Origin of the sequence: Pseudomonas sessilinigenes (assembly GCF_003850565.1) — a bacterium.
GTDB classification, from domain to species: Bacteria; Pseudomonadota; Gammaproteobacteria; order Pseudomonadales; family Pseudomonadaceae; genus Aquipseudomonas; species Aquipseudomonas sessilinigenes.
Genome location: NZ_CP027706.1, coordinates 1,673,566 through 1,688,209, shown reverse-complemented (window position 1 = coordinate 1,688,209; position 14,644 = coordinate 1,673,566). Strand labels below are relative to the sequence as shown.

14 protein-coding genes are annotated in these 14,644 nt (G+C 63.2%); 7 read left to right on the top strand and 7 right to left on the bottom strand.

Annotated features, from left to right (window positions below):
- Positions 1-23 precede the first annotated feature (23 nt).
- The 4 genes from C4K39_RS07945 to C4K39_RS07930 all read right to left on the bottom strand — a co-directional run bounded on the left by C4K39_RS07945 (position 24) and on the right by C4K39_RS07930 (position 3,689).
- On the bottom strand, positions 24-1,268 hold the full coding sequence (locus tag C4K39_RS07945) for an MFS transporter (RefSeq protein ID WP_124346059.1): 1,245 nt from the start codon (positions 1,266-1,268) through the stop codon (positions 24-26).
- 273 nt (positions 1,269-1,541) lie between these two features.
- Entirely contained in the window at positions 1,542-2,405 is an 864-nt protein-coding gene (locus C4K39_RS07940) for a carboxylate/amino acid/amine transporter (protein WP_068585991.1), read from the bottom strand.
- A gap of 211 nt (positions 2,406-2,616) precedes the next feature.
- Positions 2,617-3,216, bottom strand: coding sequence for an FMN-dependent NADH-azoreductase (locus C4K39_RS07935; RefSeq protein WP_068585994.1), 600 nt, complete (start codon positions 3,214-3,216; stop codon positions 2,617-2,619).
- A 158-nt stretch (positions 3,217-3,374) separates the two neighbouring features.
- Positions 3,375-3,689: a 3-phosphoglycerate kinase gene (locus C4K39_RS07930; protein WP_124346058.1), complete on the bottom strand. Its 315-nt coding sequence runs from the start codon at positions 3,687-3,689 to the stop codon at positions 3,375-3,377.
- A 49-nt stretch (positions 3,690-3,738) separates the two neighbouring features.
- On the opposite strand from C4K39_RS07930, the gene C4K39_RS07925 reads away from it, so the two are divergent.
- The 5 genes from C4K39_RS07925 (at position 3,739) to aqpZ (ending at position 9,009) form a co-directional block, all read left to right on the top strand.
- The gene (locus C4K39_RS07925; RefSeq protein WP_068586000.1) at positions 3,739-4,662 is read left to right on the top strand and encodes a PA3225 family LysR-type transcriptional regulator; all 924 of its coding nucleotides are present in this window, start codon (positions 3,739-3,741) and stop codon (positions 4,660-4,662) included.
- A gap of 30 nt (positions 4,663-4,692) precedes the next feature.
- Positions 4,693-5,496, top strand: coding sequence for an alpha/beta fold hydrolase (locus C4K39_RS07920; RefSeq protein WP_124346057.1), 804 nt, complete (start codon positions 4,693-4,695; stop codon positions 5,494-5,496).
- A gap of 3 nt (positions 5,497-5,499) precedes the next feature.
- Positions 5,500-6,063: a peptidylprolyl isomerase gene (locus tag C4K39_RS07915; protein ID WP_068586006.1), complete on the top strand. Its 564-nt coding sequence runs from the start codon at positions 5,500-5,502 to the stop codon at positions 6,061-6,063.
- Between the two features lie 87 nt (positions 6,064-6,150).
- The gene (locus C4K39_RS07910) at positions 6,151-7,983 is read left to right on the top strand and encodes an ABC transporter ATP-binding protein (RefSeq protein WP_068586008.1); all 1,833 of its coding nucleotides are present in this window, start codon (positions 6,151-6,153) and stop codon (positions 7,981-7,983) included.
- A 327-nt stretch (positions 7,984-8,310) separates the two neighbouring features.
- Positions 8,311-9,009 (top strand): aquaporin Z, encoded by a 699-nt coding sequence (gene aqpZ, locus C4K39_RS07905; protein ID WP_068586012.1) that lies wholly within the window; start codon positions 8,311-8,313, stop codon positions 9,007-9,009.
- Between the two features lie 3 nt (positions 9,010-9,012).
- On the opposite strand, the gene C4K39_RS07900 is transcribed toward aqpZ, so the two are convergent.
- A complete protein-coding gene (locus C4K39_RS07900) occupies positions 9,013-10,137 on the bottom strand; it encodes a GNAT family N-acetyltransferase (RefSeq protein ID WP_068586014.1) in 1,125 nt (374 codons plus the stop codon).
- A 67-nt stretch (positions 10,138-10,204) separates the two neighbouring features.
- The gene (locus C4K39_RS07895) at positions 10,205-11,107 is read right to left on the bottom strand and encodes a LysR family transcriptional regulator (protein WP_178083954.1); all 903 of its coding nucleotides are present in this window, start codon (positions 11,105-11,107) and stop codon (positions 10,205-10,207) included.
- 90 nt (positions 11,108-11,197) lie between these two features.
- Between C4K39_RS07895 and C4K39_RS07890 the strand changes: the two genes are divergently transcribed.
- Both C4K39_RS07890 and C4K39_RS07885 read left to right on the top strand, forming a co-directional pair.
- A complete protein-coding gene (locus C4K39_RS07890) occupies positions 11,198-12,568 on the top strand; it encodes an MFS transporter (protein ID WP_124346055.1) in 1,371 nt (456 codons plus the stop codon).
- Entirely contained in the window at positions 12,549-12,950 is a 402-nt protein-coding gene (locus C4K39_RS07885; protein WP_068586021.1) for a nuclear transport factor 2 family protein, read from the top strand. The genes C4K39_RS07890 and C4K39_RS07885 overlap by 20 nt, the downstream gene beginning before the upstream one ends.
- Positions 12,951-13,052: 102 nt before the next feature.
- Here C4K39_RS07885 and C4K39_RS07880 read toward each other — a convergent pair whose 3' ends face one another.
- Complete coding sequence (locus C4K39_RS07880; protein WP_124346054.1) at positions 13,053-14,387, bottom strand: OprO/OprP family phosphate-selective porin; 1,335 nt, start codon at positions 14,385-14,387, stop codon at positions 13,053-13,055.
- Between the last annotated feature and the right edge of the window lie 257 nt (positions 14,388-14,644).

Genomic DNA, 14,644 nt, shown 5'->3' with positions numbered 1-14,644 from the left:
GGCCACCCCGGCTCCCGGCGTTTTCAGGCAGCCGTCGGCGCTGCCTGCAACAGCGGATCGGGCTGAGGACGGCAAGCCATGAGGATGAACAGCACGGACAGCAACGCGCACGCAGCCCCCAGGCCAATCGCCGCGTCGTAGCCCTGGTACAGGTCGAACAACCAGCCGGCGAAACTGCCGCCCAGCAATGCCGCCACCCCCACCGACAGGTACAGGGCACCGAGGATAGCCCCCAGGTTGGCCGTGCCGAACCAATCGGCCGCCACGGCCGGGTAGAGCGAAATGCAACCGCCGTTGGCCACGCCAAAGCACAGGGCGAACAACGCCAGCGCCATGAAGCCATCGGCCACCAGCCACAGTAGGTTCAACAGCACCAGGAGCAAGGTCAGGGCGACCAGCAGGCGCCGGCTGCCGATCCGGTCGCCCAGGCTGCCGAGGAACAGGCGGCCACCGACGTTGCCGGCGCCGATCAGGCCAATCAACAAGTTGGCTTCGGAAACACCCAGCCCCGCCTGCCGGGCATAGGGGTTGATGTGCACCAACGCCACGAACAATCCCACCGAACCGCACAGGATCGCCGCGAAGTACCACCAGAAACGCGCCATGCCCAAGGCTTCGGCCAGGTGCAGACCGGACGGGGCCACCTGGGGCCGCTCGGCCATGGCAGGCAGGCCGTCCGCGAACAGCCCGAGCTCCTGGGGGCCGCTGCGGATCAGCGCCGTGGCAGCCAGGCCAAGCAACAGGATCGCGCCGGCGAAGATCTGCAGGGTCGCCTCCCAGGAAAAATGCTCCATCAGCCAGCCGGCCAGCAATGGCCCGGCAAAGGTCCCGACCCCGGTTCCCGCCAGGGCAAGGCCCGAAGCCTGGCTGCGCCGGCTGACGAACCAACGCTGGACCACCGCCACCGCCGGCACATACACCAGGCCGACGCCCAGCCCCACCAGTACGCAGAAGCACAGCAGGAACCACCACAACGACCCGGACGCCAGGCTCGCGCAGAAAAACCCCAGGGCCAGGGACAGGATGCCGACCCCCACCACCCGCCGGGTGGAAGTGCGATCGGCCAGCACGCCAGCGACAACCCCCATGGCGTAATAGATCAACGCCGTCAGGGAAAACACCGAGGCCACGGAAAAGCTCCCCACTGCGAAATTGGCCTGGATCTGCGAGAAGAACGCACCGAAGGAATAGGCACCGCCAAAGATCAGCGCCAGCAACACATGGGTGGCCAACACCACATACCAGCCGTGGAATACCTGGAACTTCATGGCACAACGCCCTCCCTTGCCAGGAACTGGCGTCAGCAAAGCCAGCTCATCTTGTAATGTCTTGTATATACATATGAATGCAATTTTATGGCCAGACGCGTCACCGAGCGCTCGTCTCTTCTCTTGACTCATCTAACTCATTGTTTCCAATTGAAAAACAGAAACAAAAAAAGAACCCGCCGATAGGGCGGGTCCTGGACAGAGCCTCGTTCCTGGGGATAGGGGTAACAGCTGCGTAGAACCGCTACCCCATCTCGCTGGCGCCCGTAACCTTCACGCCGTGGCCACCCTGCGCTGGCCATGGCGGCTAACCCACACCGCCAGCAGGATCACCAATCCGCCGAGGGCCAGGCGGCCCAGGTCTTCATGGCGGTTCCAGATCAGCAAATTGAGCAGCAGGCCCACCGGCACATGCAGGTTGTTCATCACCGCCAGGGTCGCGCCGGTGACCAGGCACGCGCCCTTGTTCCACCAGTACAACCCCAGCGCCGTGGCTACCAGCCCGAGGAACAGCAGCACCGCCCAGGTCACCGGGGCATCCGGCAGGAAGTGCGCCTTGCCGAACAGCAGGAATGCCGGCAGCACCACCAGCAACGCGCCCAGGTAGAAGTAGCCGAACCGCCGGTAGTGCGGCAGGTCGCTGGGATAGCGCGCCACCAGATGCTTGTACAGCACCTGCCCGGCGGCATAGGTGAAGTTGGCCAGTTGCAACAGCAGGAAGCCCATGAAGAAGTCCGGGTTGATCCGGTCGTAGCGAATCACCGCGGCACCCGCCACCGCCACCAGGGCCGCGAGCAAGCCCCAGGGATTGAAGCGCCGGTTCAAGGCGTCTTCGATCAGGGTCACGTGCAACGGCGTGAGAATGGTGAACAACAACACTTCCGGCACCGTCAGCACCCGGAAGCTCAGGTACAGGCACACATAGGTGATGCCGAACTGCAGCGCACCGATCAGCAGCATGCCGCGCATGAAGGCCGGTTCCACCCGGCGCCAGCGAGTCAGCGGGATGAACACCAACCCTGCCAGCAGCACCCGCACCAGCACGGCAAAGTAGCTGTCGACATGCCCGGCCAGGTACTCGCCGATCAGATTGAAGGAAAACGCCTGGATCAGGGTGACAACCAGTAGATAGCCCATGCTCGCCTCATCGTTGGATGGCGGCGACGATAACGGTTTTGCCGGCGCGGGTGAAATCACCAGCAAAAAAAAGCCCGATCTCGCGAGGCGTTCGATCGGGCATTGGCACTGAAGGAGCACCCAGTGCAAAGGGAGGTTCTATGTGCGGACCTGCTTGAAGGGGCACACAGGAGCTACTTGAACATCCAGCGATTACCTGGGGATTAACGCCTCAGGCCACCTGGGCCAGCCGGGCGTTGGCCTGGTTCAGGCCCTTCTCGTGGAAATCGCCGCCCAGGTTCAGGCCCTCGGCATGGATGAACTGCACGTCGTGGATCCCAATGAAGGCCATGACCTGGCGCAAGTAGGGTTCCTGGTGATCGGTGCTGCTACCGGCGTAGATCCCGCCCCGGGCAGTCAGGACATAGGCGCGCTTGCCAGTGAGCAAACCCTGGGGACCGGTCTGGGTGTACTTGAAGGTCACCCCGGCACGCAGCACATGGTCGAGCCAGGCCTTGAGCGTGCTGGGGATGGCGAAGTTGTACATCGGCGCGGCCATCACCAGTACGTCGGCGTCCAGCAGCTCTTGGGTCAACTCGTCGGAACGTTGCAGCGAGTCCTGCTCGGCCGCGCTGCGTTGCTCGGCGGGTTTCATCCAGCCGCCCAGCAGGTTGGCATCCAGGTGCGGCACCGGGTTACGGGCCAGGTCGCGCACAGTGATCGAATCGGCCGGGTGAGCAGCCTGCCATTGCTGGATAAAGGTCTGGGTCAGTTGGCGGGAAACGGAATCTTGCTGGCGGGCACTGCTTTCAATGATCAGGACGCGGGACATGGCTGAAGCCTCCATCGGGGTATGCGTAAGTCGATGGGGCGCAGATTAAACAGAGAGATATCGATGAAAAAGCGCAAATAACTGCTATAACCAATCAATAAATTCGTTTATAAGCGAACCCAGTCCCGTCACGATCGACAGGACCGGCATCACGGCGGTCATTTGGCCTGGCATTTCAGGTCCAGGCGCAACTTGATGATGTTGCGGTTGAACTTGACGGTCACGCTGCGGCTCTTGCCGGCGGCGACTTCCACCTTGCGAGTACGCGGTGATTCGGGACCGTTGCGAAAAACCACCGAGCACACGGCATCGGTCTTGCCGTAGTTGTTCAACTGGATCGAGCCAATGTCGGCGTCGGTATCGTAGGTGGTGTAGTCGATGCTCAGGCCATTGAGTTGCTTGTCGACATCGATGGGATAAGCCCAGGCGCTCAAGGGCAGCAGGGCCAGCAACACACAACAGAATTTTCTCATTCGGCGGTCTCCGGTAAGGAACGCCAGCTTAGGACAAGAGGAGCCCCTCATGAAAGCGCCCCGCGTGACCCTGGATCAATGGCGCACCCTGCAGGCCGTAGTCGATCATGGAGGCTTCGCCCAAGCCGCCGAGGCCCTGCACCGCTCGCAATCCTCGGTCAGCTATACCGTGGCACGCATGCAGGACCAGCTCGGTGTACCCCTGCTGCGGATCGATGGCCGCAAGGCCGTGCTCACCGAGGCCGGAGGCGTACTGCTGCGCCGCTCCCGGCAACTGGTGAAACAGGCCAGCCAGCTCGAAGACCTGGCCCACCACATGGAGCAAGGCTGGGAAGCCGAGGTGCGGCTGGTGGTGGATGCCGCCTACCCCAATGCACGGCTGGTCCGCGCCCTCACCGCCTTCATGCCGCAGAGCCGCGGCTGCCGTGTGCGCCTGCGCGAGGAAGTGCTGTCTGGAGTCGAGGAAGTGCTGCTCGAAGGCGTCGCCGACCTGGCCATCAGCGGCTTCAATATTCCAGGTTACCTGGGCACCGAGATGAGTTCGGTGGAGTTCGTCGCCGTGGCCCATCCGGAACACGCCCTGCACCGCCTGCAACGGCAGTTGCACTTCCAGGACCTGGAAAGCCAACTGCAAGTGGTGATTCGCGATTCCGGCCGCCAACAACCGCGGGACGTGGGCTGGCTGGGTGCCGAGCAGCGCTGGACGGTTGGCAGCCTGGCCACCGCGGCGAAGTTCGTCAGCAGCGGCCTGGGCTTCGCCTGGCTACCACGGCACATGATCGAGCGCGAGCTGCACGAGGGCCTGCTCAAGGTGCTGCCCCTGGACCAGGGCGGCAGCCGCCATCCGACGTTCTTTCTCTATTCCAACAAGGACAAACCCCTGGGCCCGGCGACGCAGATCCTCGTGGAACTGTTGCGCACCTTCGACACCGCGCCCCTGGATGCGCCCTTTGCCGCACCCGAGCAAGCCTGACGTCCCATTTACCAGAACAGGAGTTCTGCCATGGCGTATTTCGAACATGAAGGTTGCACCCTGCACTATGAGGAATACGGCCGGGGCGAGCCCCTGCTACTGGTCCACGGCCTGGGCTCCAGCGCCCAGGACTGGGAAAAACAGGTCCCGGAACTGGCGACCCGCTATCGCCTGATCATCCCGGACGTGCGCGGCCATGGTCGCTCCGACAAGCCTCGGGAGCGCTACAGCATCCCGGGCTTTGCCGCCGACCTCATGGCCCTGGTCGACCACCTGGGCCTGGGGCCGGTGCATTATGCCGGACTGTCCATGGGCGGCATGATCGGCTTCCAGTTGGCCGTGGACCAGCCACAGCTGTTCAAGAGCCTGTGCATCGTCAACAGCGCACCGCAGGTCAAGCTGCGCTCGGCCGACGACTACTGGCAGTGGTTCAAGCGCTGGAGCATGGCCCGCCTGCTGAGCATGGCGGCCATCGGCAAGGCCCTGGGCCAACGATTGTTTCCCAAGCCGGAGCAAGCCGAGTTACGGCAGCAGATGGCCGAACGCTGGGCAAAGAACGACAAACGTGCTTATCTCGCCAGCTTCGACGCCATCGTCGGCTGGGGAGTCCAGGAACGTCTGGGCCGTATCACCTGTCCAACCCTGGTCGTCAGCGCCGACCACGACTACACCCCGGTGGCGCTCAAGGAGGCTTACGTCAAACTGCTGCCGGATGCGCAGCTGGTGGTGATCGAGGACTCCCGACACGCCACACCGCTGGACCAACCGCAGCGCTTCAACCAGACCCTGCTGCACTTCATCAATACAGTCGACACCACCACCCAGGATCACTGACCCATGCTGAAAAAAATCGCCCTCGTCGCCGGCTCCGTGCTCTTTGCCGCCAACCTGATGGCCGCACAACCGGCCAAGGCACCCCACGTCATGCTGGACACCAGCTTCGGCAAGATCGAAATCGAACTGGATCCGGTCAAGGCGCCGGTTTCCAGCAAGAACTTCCTCGACTACGTCGACAGCGGCTTCTACACCAACACCATCTTCCACCGAGTGATCCCGGGGTTCATGGTCCAGGGTGGCGGCTTCACCGCCCAGATGGTGCAGAAGGACACCCGTGACCCGATCAAGAACGAAGCCTCCAACGGCCTGCACAACGTGCGCGGCACCCTGGCCATGGCCCGGACTTCCAACCCCAACTCGGCCACCAGCCAGTTCTTCATCAACGTTGCCGACAACGCCTTTCTCGACCCGGGTCGCGATGCCGGCTACGCGGTATTCGGCAAGGTGGTGAACGGCATGGAAGTGGTGGACCAGATCGTCAACTCCCAGACCACCACCAAGCAAGGCATGCAGAATGTCCCGGTCGACCCGGTACTGATCAAGTCGGCCAAGCGCCTCGACTGAATCTCGCAGCCTGTCCCGACGGCGGCGCCTATCCGGCGCCCCGTCCGCTTTAGCACAGGAGAGCCCGCACAACGGGCTGCAGAACCCATGCTCTATCGTCGTTTCGAACAACTGATCGATATCTTCCGCGACACCCCCGCGACCACCCCGCCCAACCGGGTCCTGCCCTTCTACTTCCATTACATCAAGCAAGTCTGGCCCAGCTTCGTCGCGCTGCTGGTGGTCGGGCTGTTCGTGGCGCTGATCGAGGTGTCGCTGTTCAGCTACCTGAGCACCATCATCGACCTGGCACAGGGCACGCCCAGCATCCAGGTATTCAGCGACCATGGCCTGGAACTGGCCTGGATGGCCGTCGTGGCCCTGTTGCTGCGCCCGTTGATGGTGTGCCTGCACAACCTGTTGATCCACCAGGCCATCAATCCCGGCATGACCAGCCTGATTCGCTGGCAAAACCACAGCTACGTGCTGCGCCAGAGCCTGAACTTCTTCCAGAACGACTTCGCCGGGCGCATCGCCCAGCGCATCATGCAGACCGGCTACTCACTGCAGGATTCCTCGGTGCAGGTGATCGACGCCCTGTGGCACGTGACCATCTACGCCGTCGGTGCCCTGGTGCTGTTCGCCGACGCCGATTGGCGCCTGATGATTCCGCTGCTGTTGTGGATCGTCGGTTTCATCGGCGCCATGCGCTACTTCGTGCCACGCATCCAGAAGCGCTCGGTGGATGCCTCCGATGCCCGCTCCAAGCTCATGGGACGGATCGTCGATGGCTACACCAACATCGCCACCCTGAAGCTGTTCGCCCACACCCATTTCGAACAGAGCTACGCCCGCGAAGCGATCGCCGAGCAGACCGAGAAAAGCCAGCTGGCCGGGCGCGTGGTGACCTCCATGGACGTCGCCATCACCAGCCTCAACGGCCTGCTGATCACCAGTACCACGGGCCTGGCCCTGTGGTTGTGGAGTCAGTCGCTGATCAGCGCCGGAGCCATCGCCCTGGCCACCGGCCTGGTCATTCGCATCGTCAACATGTCCGGCTGGATCATGTGGGTGATCAACGGCATCTTCGAGAATATCGGCATGGTCCAGGACGGCCTGCAGACCATCGCCCAGCCCCTGCAACTGACCGACCGCGAAGCGGCCCCCAGGCTTGAGGTGAACAAGGGCGGGGTGAGCTTCGAGCACGTCGAGTTCCACTATGGCAAGGCCAACCGGGTCATCAGCGACCTCAACCTGCAGATCCGCCCTGGAGAAAAGATCGGCCTGATCGGTCCGTCGGGAGCGGGCAAGTCGACCCTGGTCAACTTGCTGCTGCGCCTCTACGACCTGCAGGGCGGGCAGATCCTGATCGACGGCCAGGACATCGCCGGGGTGACCCAGGAAAGCCTGCGCGAACGCATCGGCATGATCACCCAGGACACCTCGCTGCTGCATCGCTCCATCCGCGACAACCTCTTGTATGGGCGGCCCGAGGCCAGCGACGAGGAACTCTGGGAAGCGGTGCGCAAGGCCCGCGCCGACGAGTTCATCCCACTGTTGTCCGATGCCCAGGGCCGTACCGGCTTCGATGCCCATGTGGGCGAGCGCGGGGTCAAGCTGTCCGGGGGCCAGCGCCAGCGCATCGCCATTGCCCGGGTACTGCTCAAGGACGCGCCGATCCTGATCATGGACGAGGCCACCTCGGCCCTGGACTCGGAAGTCGAGGCCGCGATCCAGGAAAGCCTGGAGACCCTGATGCAGGGCAAGACCGTGATCGCCATTGCCCACCGGCTCTCCACCATCGCCCGCATGGATCGCCTGGTGGTGCTGGAACAGGGCCGCATCGCCGAGACCGGCACCCATGCCGAGCTGCTGGCCCACGGCGGTTTGTATGCGCGGCTGTGGCAGCACCAGACCGGAGGTTTTGTCGGCATCGACTGAAACCTGCAGGTGCTGCGTGTCGCCGCTGCCGCAGGCTGCGCACGGGCGCGTAGCGGCCGCAAGATCGGATAGCCGCCGCCATCGTTGGAAGGCCCTGCGGGCCTTGGCGCAGCTTCGCAGGCTCAGCAGCGGCTACAGGGTCTGCACAACCTCCTGAAAAGACGCCAGCCCCCAGCCCACGGGGCCTGGCGTTTTTCATGGGCCAGTGGAATTGCCACCAAAGCCTGCTGTACTGAGGCTAGGTTCCAGAGTGAAACCTGTTGTTGAACTGCGGGATGCATAACGGCGATATCGCGTTGATAGGTACACCTATCAAGGACTCTTCCCATGTCTTTGTTCAAGCGCTCCATGACTGAAATGCTCGGTACGTTCTGGCTGGTGCTGGGCGGTTGCGGCAGTGCCGTGCTCGCAGCGGCGTTTCCCAACGTCGGCATCGGACTGCTGGGGGTCGCCCTGGCCTTCGGCCTGACCGTCCTGACCATGGCCTTCGCCATTGGCCACATCTCCGGTTGCCACCTCAATCCTGCGGTGTCCGTGGGCCTGGTGGTGGGGGGACGCTTTCCGGCCCGGGAACTGCCCGCCTATGTGGTGGCCCAGGTGATCGGCGCCGTGATCGCCGCGGCGCTGCTGTACTTCATCGCCAGCGGCAAGCCCGGCTTCGAGTTGGCGTCGGGGCTGGCATCCAACGGTTATGGCGAACACTCGCCCGGTGGCTACTCGATGGCTGCGGGTTTCGTCTGCGAACTGGTGATGACCGGCATGTTCGTGGTGATCATCCTCGGCGCCACCGACAAGCGTGCCCCGGCGGGGCTGGCACCCATCGCCATCGGCCTGGCGCTGACGCTGATCCACCTGATCTCGATCCCGGTGACCAACACCTCGGTCAACCCCGCCCGCAGTACCGGCCCGGCCTTGATCGTCGGCGGCTGGGCCCTGCAGCAGCTGTGGATGTTCTGGCTGGCGCCGATCCTCGGTGCGGTGGTCGGCGGCGTGGTCTACCGCTGGCTGGGCAAGGAAGACAGCTGAGGCTCAGGCCTGGCGATAGGGCAAGGCGTCCCGGGACTCTTCGGCATAGGCCCGGACGCCCGCCCGCTCCTGCTGGAGAAAATCCTGCACCGCGGCCTTGAGCCCGGGATGGCGCAAGTAGTGCCAGGAACGCGTGAGCACCGGTTCGAAACCACGAATCAGCTTGTGCTCGCCCTGGGCTCCGGCATCGAAACGCTCCAGCCCATGGGCGATCGCATACTCCATGCCCTGGTAGAAGCACGTCTCGAAATGCAGGCGGTCGAACTCTGCCAGGCATCCCCAGTAGCGCCCATAGAAACTGCCGCCGCCCACCAGGCTGAAGGCCATGGCCACCGGCCGGCCACCCTGGCGAGCCAGGACCACGCGGATCGCCTCCGGCATGCGCTGGGCCAGCAGGCTGAAGAAGTCGCGGGTCAGGTAGGGTGACTGGCGGCGCACCGCATAAGTATTGGCGTAGCAGGCGTAGACGAAATCCCACTGGGCCTCGCTGAGCTCGGCCCCCTCCAGCCACTGGAAGTCCAGGCCCTGCCCCGCCACCTGCTCGCGCTCCTTGCGCATCTGCTTGCGTTTGCGCGAACTCAAGACATCGAGGAAATCCTGGAAGTCACGGTAGCCGCGGTTGTGCCAGTGGAACTGGCAGCCCAGGCGCGGCAACCAGCCCGATTGCAGCTCCAAGGCCTGGTCGCTGAAATCGTCGGTGAAATTCACGTGGGCACTGGATAGCCCTTCGATCTCCAGGTAGCCCGGCAGGCTCTTGAGCAGCTCGAAGGCATCGGCCTGGGTCGCCGCCAGTACCCGCGCACCGCTTACCGGGCTGAACGGCACCGCAGTCAACAGCTTGGGGTAGTAGTCGATCCCGGCTCGCTCACAGGCATCCGCCCAACCATGGTCGAACACGTACTCACCGTAGGAATGCCACTTGCGGTAGCTGGGCAGCGCCGCCAACAGCCGGCCGTCCTCCACGTGCAGCAGGTGCTCGGCCTGCCAGCCGGAGCGAGGGCCGAGGCTGCCACTGTCTTCCAGGGCACTGAGAAAGGCATGGCGCACGAAAGGTTGCCCGTCCTTGAGCAGCCCATCCCATTGCAAAGGATCGACGGCAGACAGGCTGTTCAAGGGTTGCAGCGGCATCAGGGTCCCCAGGCATCAAATCGAACGACCCGGCGAGTATCCCCCATCGCCGGGCTCGCCGAAACACTCAGGCATGCCCCAGGTGTTCGGCCAGGAAGTCGATGAAAACCCGGGACTTGCGCGGCAAGTGCGGGCTATTGGGAAACAGCACATGCACCGGCTGCCGGGCCAGGCTGTACTCGGGCAACACACGCACCAGGCGCTCATCGGCCAGGTCGTCCAGGACCATCCATTCCGGCAATACCGCCAACCCCAGCCCGGCCAGGGCCATGGCACGGATGGCCGTCGCCGAGTTCGATTCGTGCCCAGGGGTCATCCGCACCTGCACCTCGCCACGACGCGGATGGCCGAAGGTCCAGGCCGGCGGCCCGGCAAGATTGCTGTTGCCTATCCAGGGGCAAGCCGCGAGATCCTCGGGTTGGGCCACCGCCAGGCTCGCCAGCAGCACCGGGCTGGCCACCAGGACAATGCCGTAGTCGGCCAACTGGCGCCCCTTGAATCCGGAGTCCGCCAGGTGGCCCAGGCGAATCACCAGATCGAGTTTTTCCGCCACCAGATCGTTCAGCGATGAATTGAAGTGATAACTCAAGCGCACCTCGGGATAGCGTGCAGTGAACAGAGGCAGCAATGGCAGGATGTAGGCCTGGGCATACTCGGCGGTGGAACTGATGCGCAACTTGCCCGATACGCGGTTGCGCCCATGCAGCACGTTATCGAAAGCCGTATCGATATTAGCGACAATCCCCTTGAACTCGTCGTAAAGATCCTGCCCGGTTTCGGTGAGGGCGATATGCCGTGTGGTACGGGTCAGCAAGGGGGTCGCCAAGACCTGCTCCAAAGTCTTCACATGCAGGCTGGCCATGGCCTTGCTGATACCAAGGTACTGCGCCGCACGGGTGTAGGAAGCAAAGTCCACCACCGCGAGAAAGGTCTGTACTCGATGCAACTGGCCGTGAAGGCTTTCATTCATTGTCAAGATTCCAAAAACAATGAATCAAGTATAGGCGCCTCGACAGGCTCGGCCCAGCCTCCCTAAGCTGCCGGCCAAACAGGAGGCGACATGACCTATAGATACAAAGTGGCGGTGGTATTCCTCCTCGGCTTCTTCATCGATTGCATCAACATCTTCATGTCGGCGGTGGCCCTGCCCAGCATCGCCGAGCACCTGCAAGTCTCCAGTGCCAGCGTGGCCTGGGTGGCCAACGCCTACATCCTCGGCCTGACCCTGGTGATTCCCATCAGTACCTGGTTGGCAGGACGCTTCGGCCACCGGCAGATCATTGCCGCTTCGATGTTGTTGTTCAGCCTCGCCGGGCTGTTGTGCGGGCGAGCCGACTACTTTGCATCCCTGGTGTTCTGGCGCCTGGTCCAGGGCATGGCCGGCGGACTGCTGATTCCCCTCGGACAGGCCTTGACCTTCAACCTGTTCCAGGGCCCGCAACGAGCACGGATCTCGACCCTGGTAATGGCAGTGGCCCTGCTGGCCCCGGCCTTGTCGCCAACCCTGGGCGGGGCCATCGTCGACCACAGCTCCTGGCGCTGGGTGTTCTTCGCCAGCCTGCCGCTCTCGTTGCTGACGGCCGTGCTCGCCTGGTGCTGGATCGGTAACCAGGACCAACCGCCACCGGCGCGGCCCGACGTGCGTGGCCTGCTGTTGGTGAGCGCCGCCCTGGCCGGCCTGCTGCTGGGCATGTCGCTGTATGGCAGCGGCTATCCGGCCTACCAGGCCCTGGCCTGCCTTGCTGGCGGCCTGCTGTCTGCCGTGGGGTATGGCCTGCATTGCCGCCGCTGCCCGCAACCCATCGTCGACCTGCACCTGCTGCGCAATGTGCGCCTTGGGCTGTCGGTGGGTATCTACCACGCTATTCCCGGGATCTTCACCGGGGTCAACCTGCTGAGTCTGTTCTTTCTCCAGGACAACCTGCACCTGAGTGCCCAGCAGAGCGGCATGTTCATGTTGCTCTACGCCGCTGGCGCCCTGCTGGCGATGCTGGCCTGCGGGCGCTTCTACAACAGGCTCGGCGCCGCCCGGCTGTTCGCCATCGCCCTGGTGCTACACAGCGCCGGCATCGCCACCTTGTGCTGGGTCGACGCGAGCCGCGACCTGCCCTTGCTCATCGGTGCCTACCTGCTCATGGGCCTGGGTGGCGGCGCCGGCGCCAATACCGCACAGACCACCGCCCTGCTGGACTTCAGCGGCAGCGACACGCACCAGGCCAGCGTGATCTGGAACATCAACCGGCAGATGGCCTTCAGCCTTGGCGCGGCCTGGCTGCTGATGCTCTACAACCTGTTGCTCGGACACCTCCCGGCCACCAGCGCCTTTCACCTGAGCCTGCTGCTGGCCGCCCTGGCCGGGCTGCTCCTCCTGCCGTTTCTAGGCAAGCTCAACCCACAGAAGAAGGTCCTTCATGCACCAGTCGATCGTTAAACAGGCACTGCACAGCGTTCACCAGATCCACCAGTTGATCCATGACGTCTTCACTCACTCCCAGGGTGACGGCGCGGCGCAGGTCGAACAGGTCATGGCGCTGCTGGCCGAGGATTTCCAGATGGTCACCACCGCGGGTGCCATGGCCGATCGTGAGCAAGTGAAGCAACTGTTCCGCGGCGCCCTGGGCGCCCGCCAAGGCTTGCAGATCGAGGTCAGCGAGCTGCATTGCGTCTGGCAGGAAGGCCAATGTGCAGCGATCCGCTACAAGGAAACCCATCGCCTGGAGCACGTGCAGACATCGCGCCTGTCGCTGGCGCTGATCCGTGTCCAGGACGACTCGGCCCAGTGGTTGTACCTGCATGAGACAACCTGCCCTTGAGGCCATTGCCGTAGCTGCGGGCAAAAAAAACCCCGCCGGGGCGGGGTCAAAACGAGAGGAGCTATAACGGATGAGAAAGAGCTCTACTGTGTTGCAACAGCCTTAGAACACGTACTGCACACGGGCTACGAGGGCATCGCCGCTGTCATCGCCAACGCTGTTGGTGATCTTGTCGGTGTTGACCTTGATGTAGTTGGCCGAGACCTTGATCGCTTCGTTGGCATACCAGTTGACACCGATGGTGTTCATGGTGGCCTTGGCATCGCCCACTTCACGGGTGGCGGTGGACGTCACGATGTTCTTGTCATCGACCTTGATGTTGTCGTAGCGGTAGAAGACTTCCCAGGCACCGTACTGTTTGTTCTCGGGCTTGATGGTGTCGAACTTGGCGCCATCGAGCTTGTACACGCGGGACTCGCCGGTCAGGGTGTAGGCCAGTTGGCCGTAGAAACCGGTGGCCTTGACGTCCTGGTAAGCGGCGCTGTCGGCCTTCATCTTGCGAGTCAGGTACTCGGCCTGGGCCGAGAACGGGCCTCTGGCGAAGGCGAATTCACCACCGAACACACGGTCGTTGTCGTAGGCACCCGCCGCGGTCAGGTTCGAGCCGTTGAGGCCCGCGCCGCCGCCGAAGGTGGCACGGTTGCCGTTGCTGCCGGCATCGTTGCCGCCGTTGGTGGCGATGCCGCGAACACCCAGGCGTGGACGGATCCGCGAGTCGAAGGCGGTGTCGCTAAGGTCACGGCTGGCGAAATCCAGGCCGAAGTGCAGGACGTTGCCGGTTTCATGCATCGGGGCGAACACCGCACGGGCGTTGAACTGCTTGACGCTGTCGCCGTCGCTGTCGTTGATGTCCTTGGCGGACACGCTACCGGACAGGTAGGCCATGTCGGCCACCACCGAGCTCACCTGCAGGCCCATGCCGTTCTCGTGGGAGTTGACCCAGTCGGCCAGCTCGTAGGCGGCATTACGCTCCATGGCGGTGACCCACTTGGAGCTGGTGGCTTTTTCCAGGCCGAAGTCCGCATCGAAACGACCGCCACGGATGGTCACCGGCTTGAAGCCCACATAGGAGATGGTCGCTTCGTCGAAGTAACCGTCATCGGAAGTGCCCGAGTTGTGGGAGAAGTCGTAGTTGATCTGGTATTTCCAATCCTTGTAGGCGGTGCCGCCCAATTCCAGATAGGCGCGGCGGAAGTAGGCGCCGTCACCGCTGTTCCCATTCTTGGTATAGAACCCGTCGAAACGGCCATAGTCGGCTTGCAGGCGACCGCCCAGCTTGAAGCTGAAGGCCGAGTCGGTGGTAGCAACCTCAAGGCCGCCCTTGGTTTTGACTACGATATCGGCGCCGTCGGTGGTGACGGTGCCAGCGAAAGCCTGGGCGGTCACTGCCAGGGCCAGGGCGCTGGCGGCAAAACCGGCGAAGTGCTTACGGATCATCGAAGAGTTCCCCTAATTGGTGGTCTGTAGCGTTGGAAAACACGCGGACTGGGCCGCTGGTGTCGGGGGGAATCTTGGGGTCCGAGGATTTCAGCCAGGTTGCTGGAAAATAAAGATTTGATTACAGAGGAACTTTTTTACTTCGAAAAGAAATAAGGCAAAAGGCCCGTTCTAGAGCGGTTTGCGGCTGTTTTCAGGGACAATGCCAAAGATGACGACAGTGTTATTTTTGTGCGGGCCGACGTGCAACGAGCACA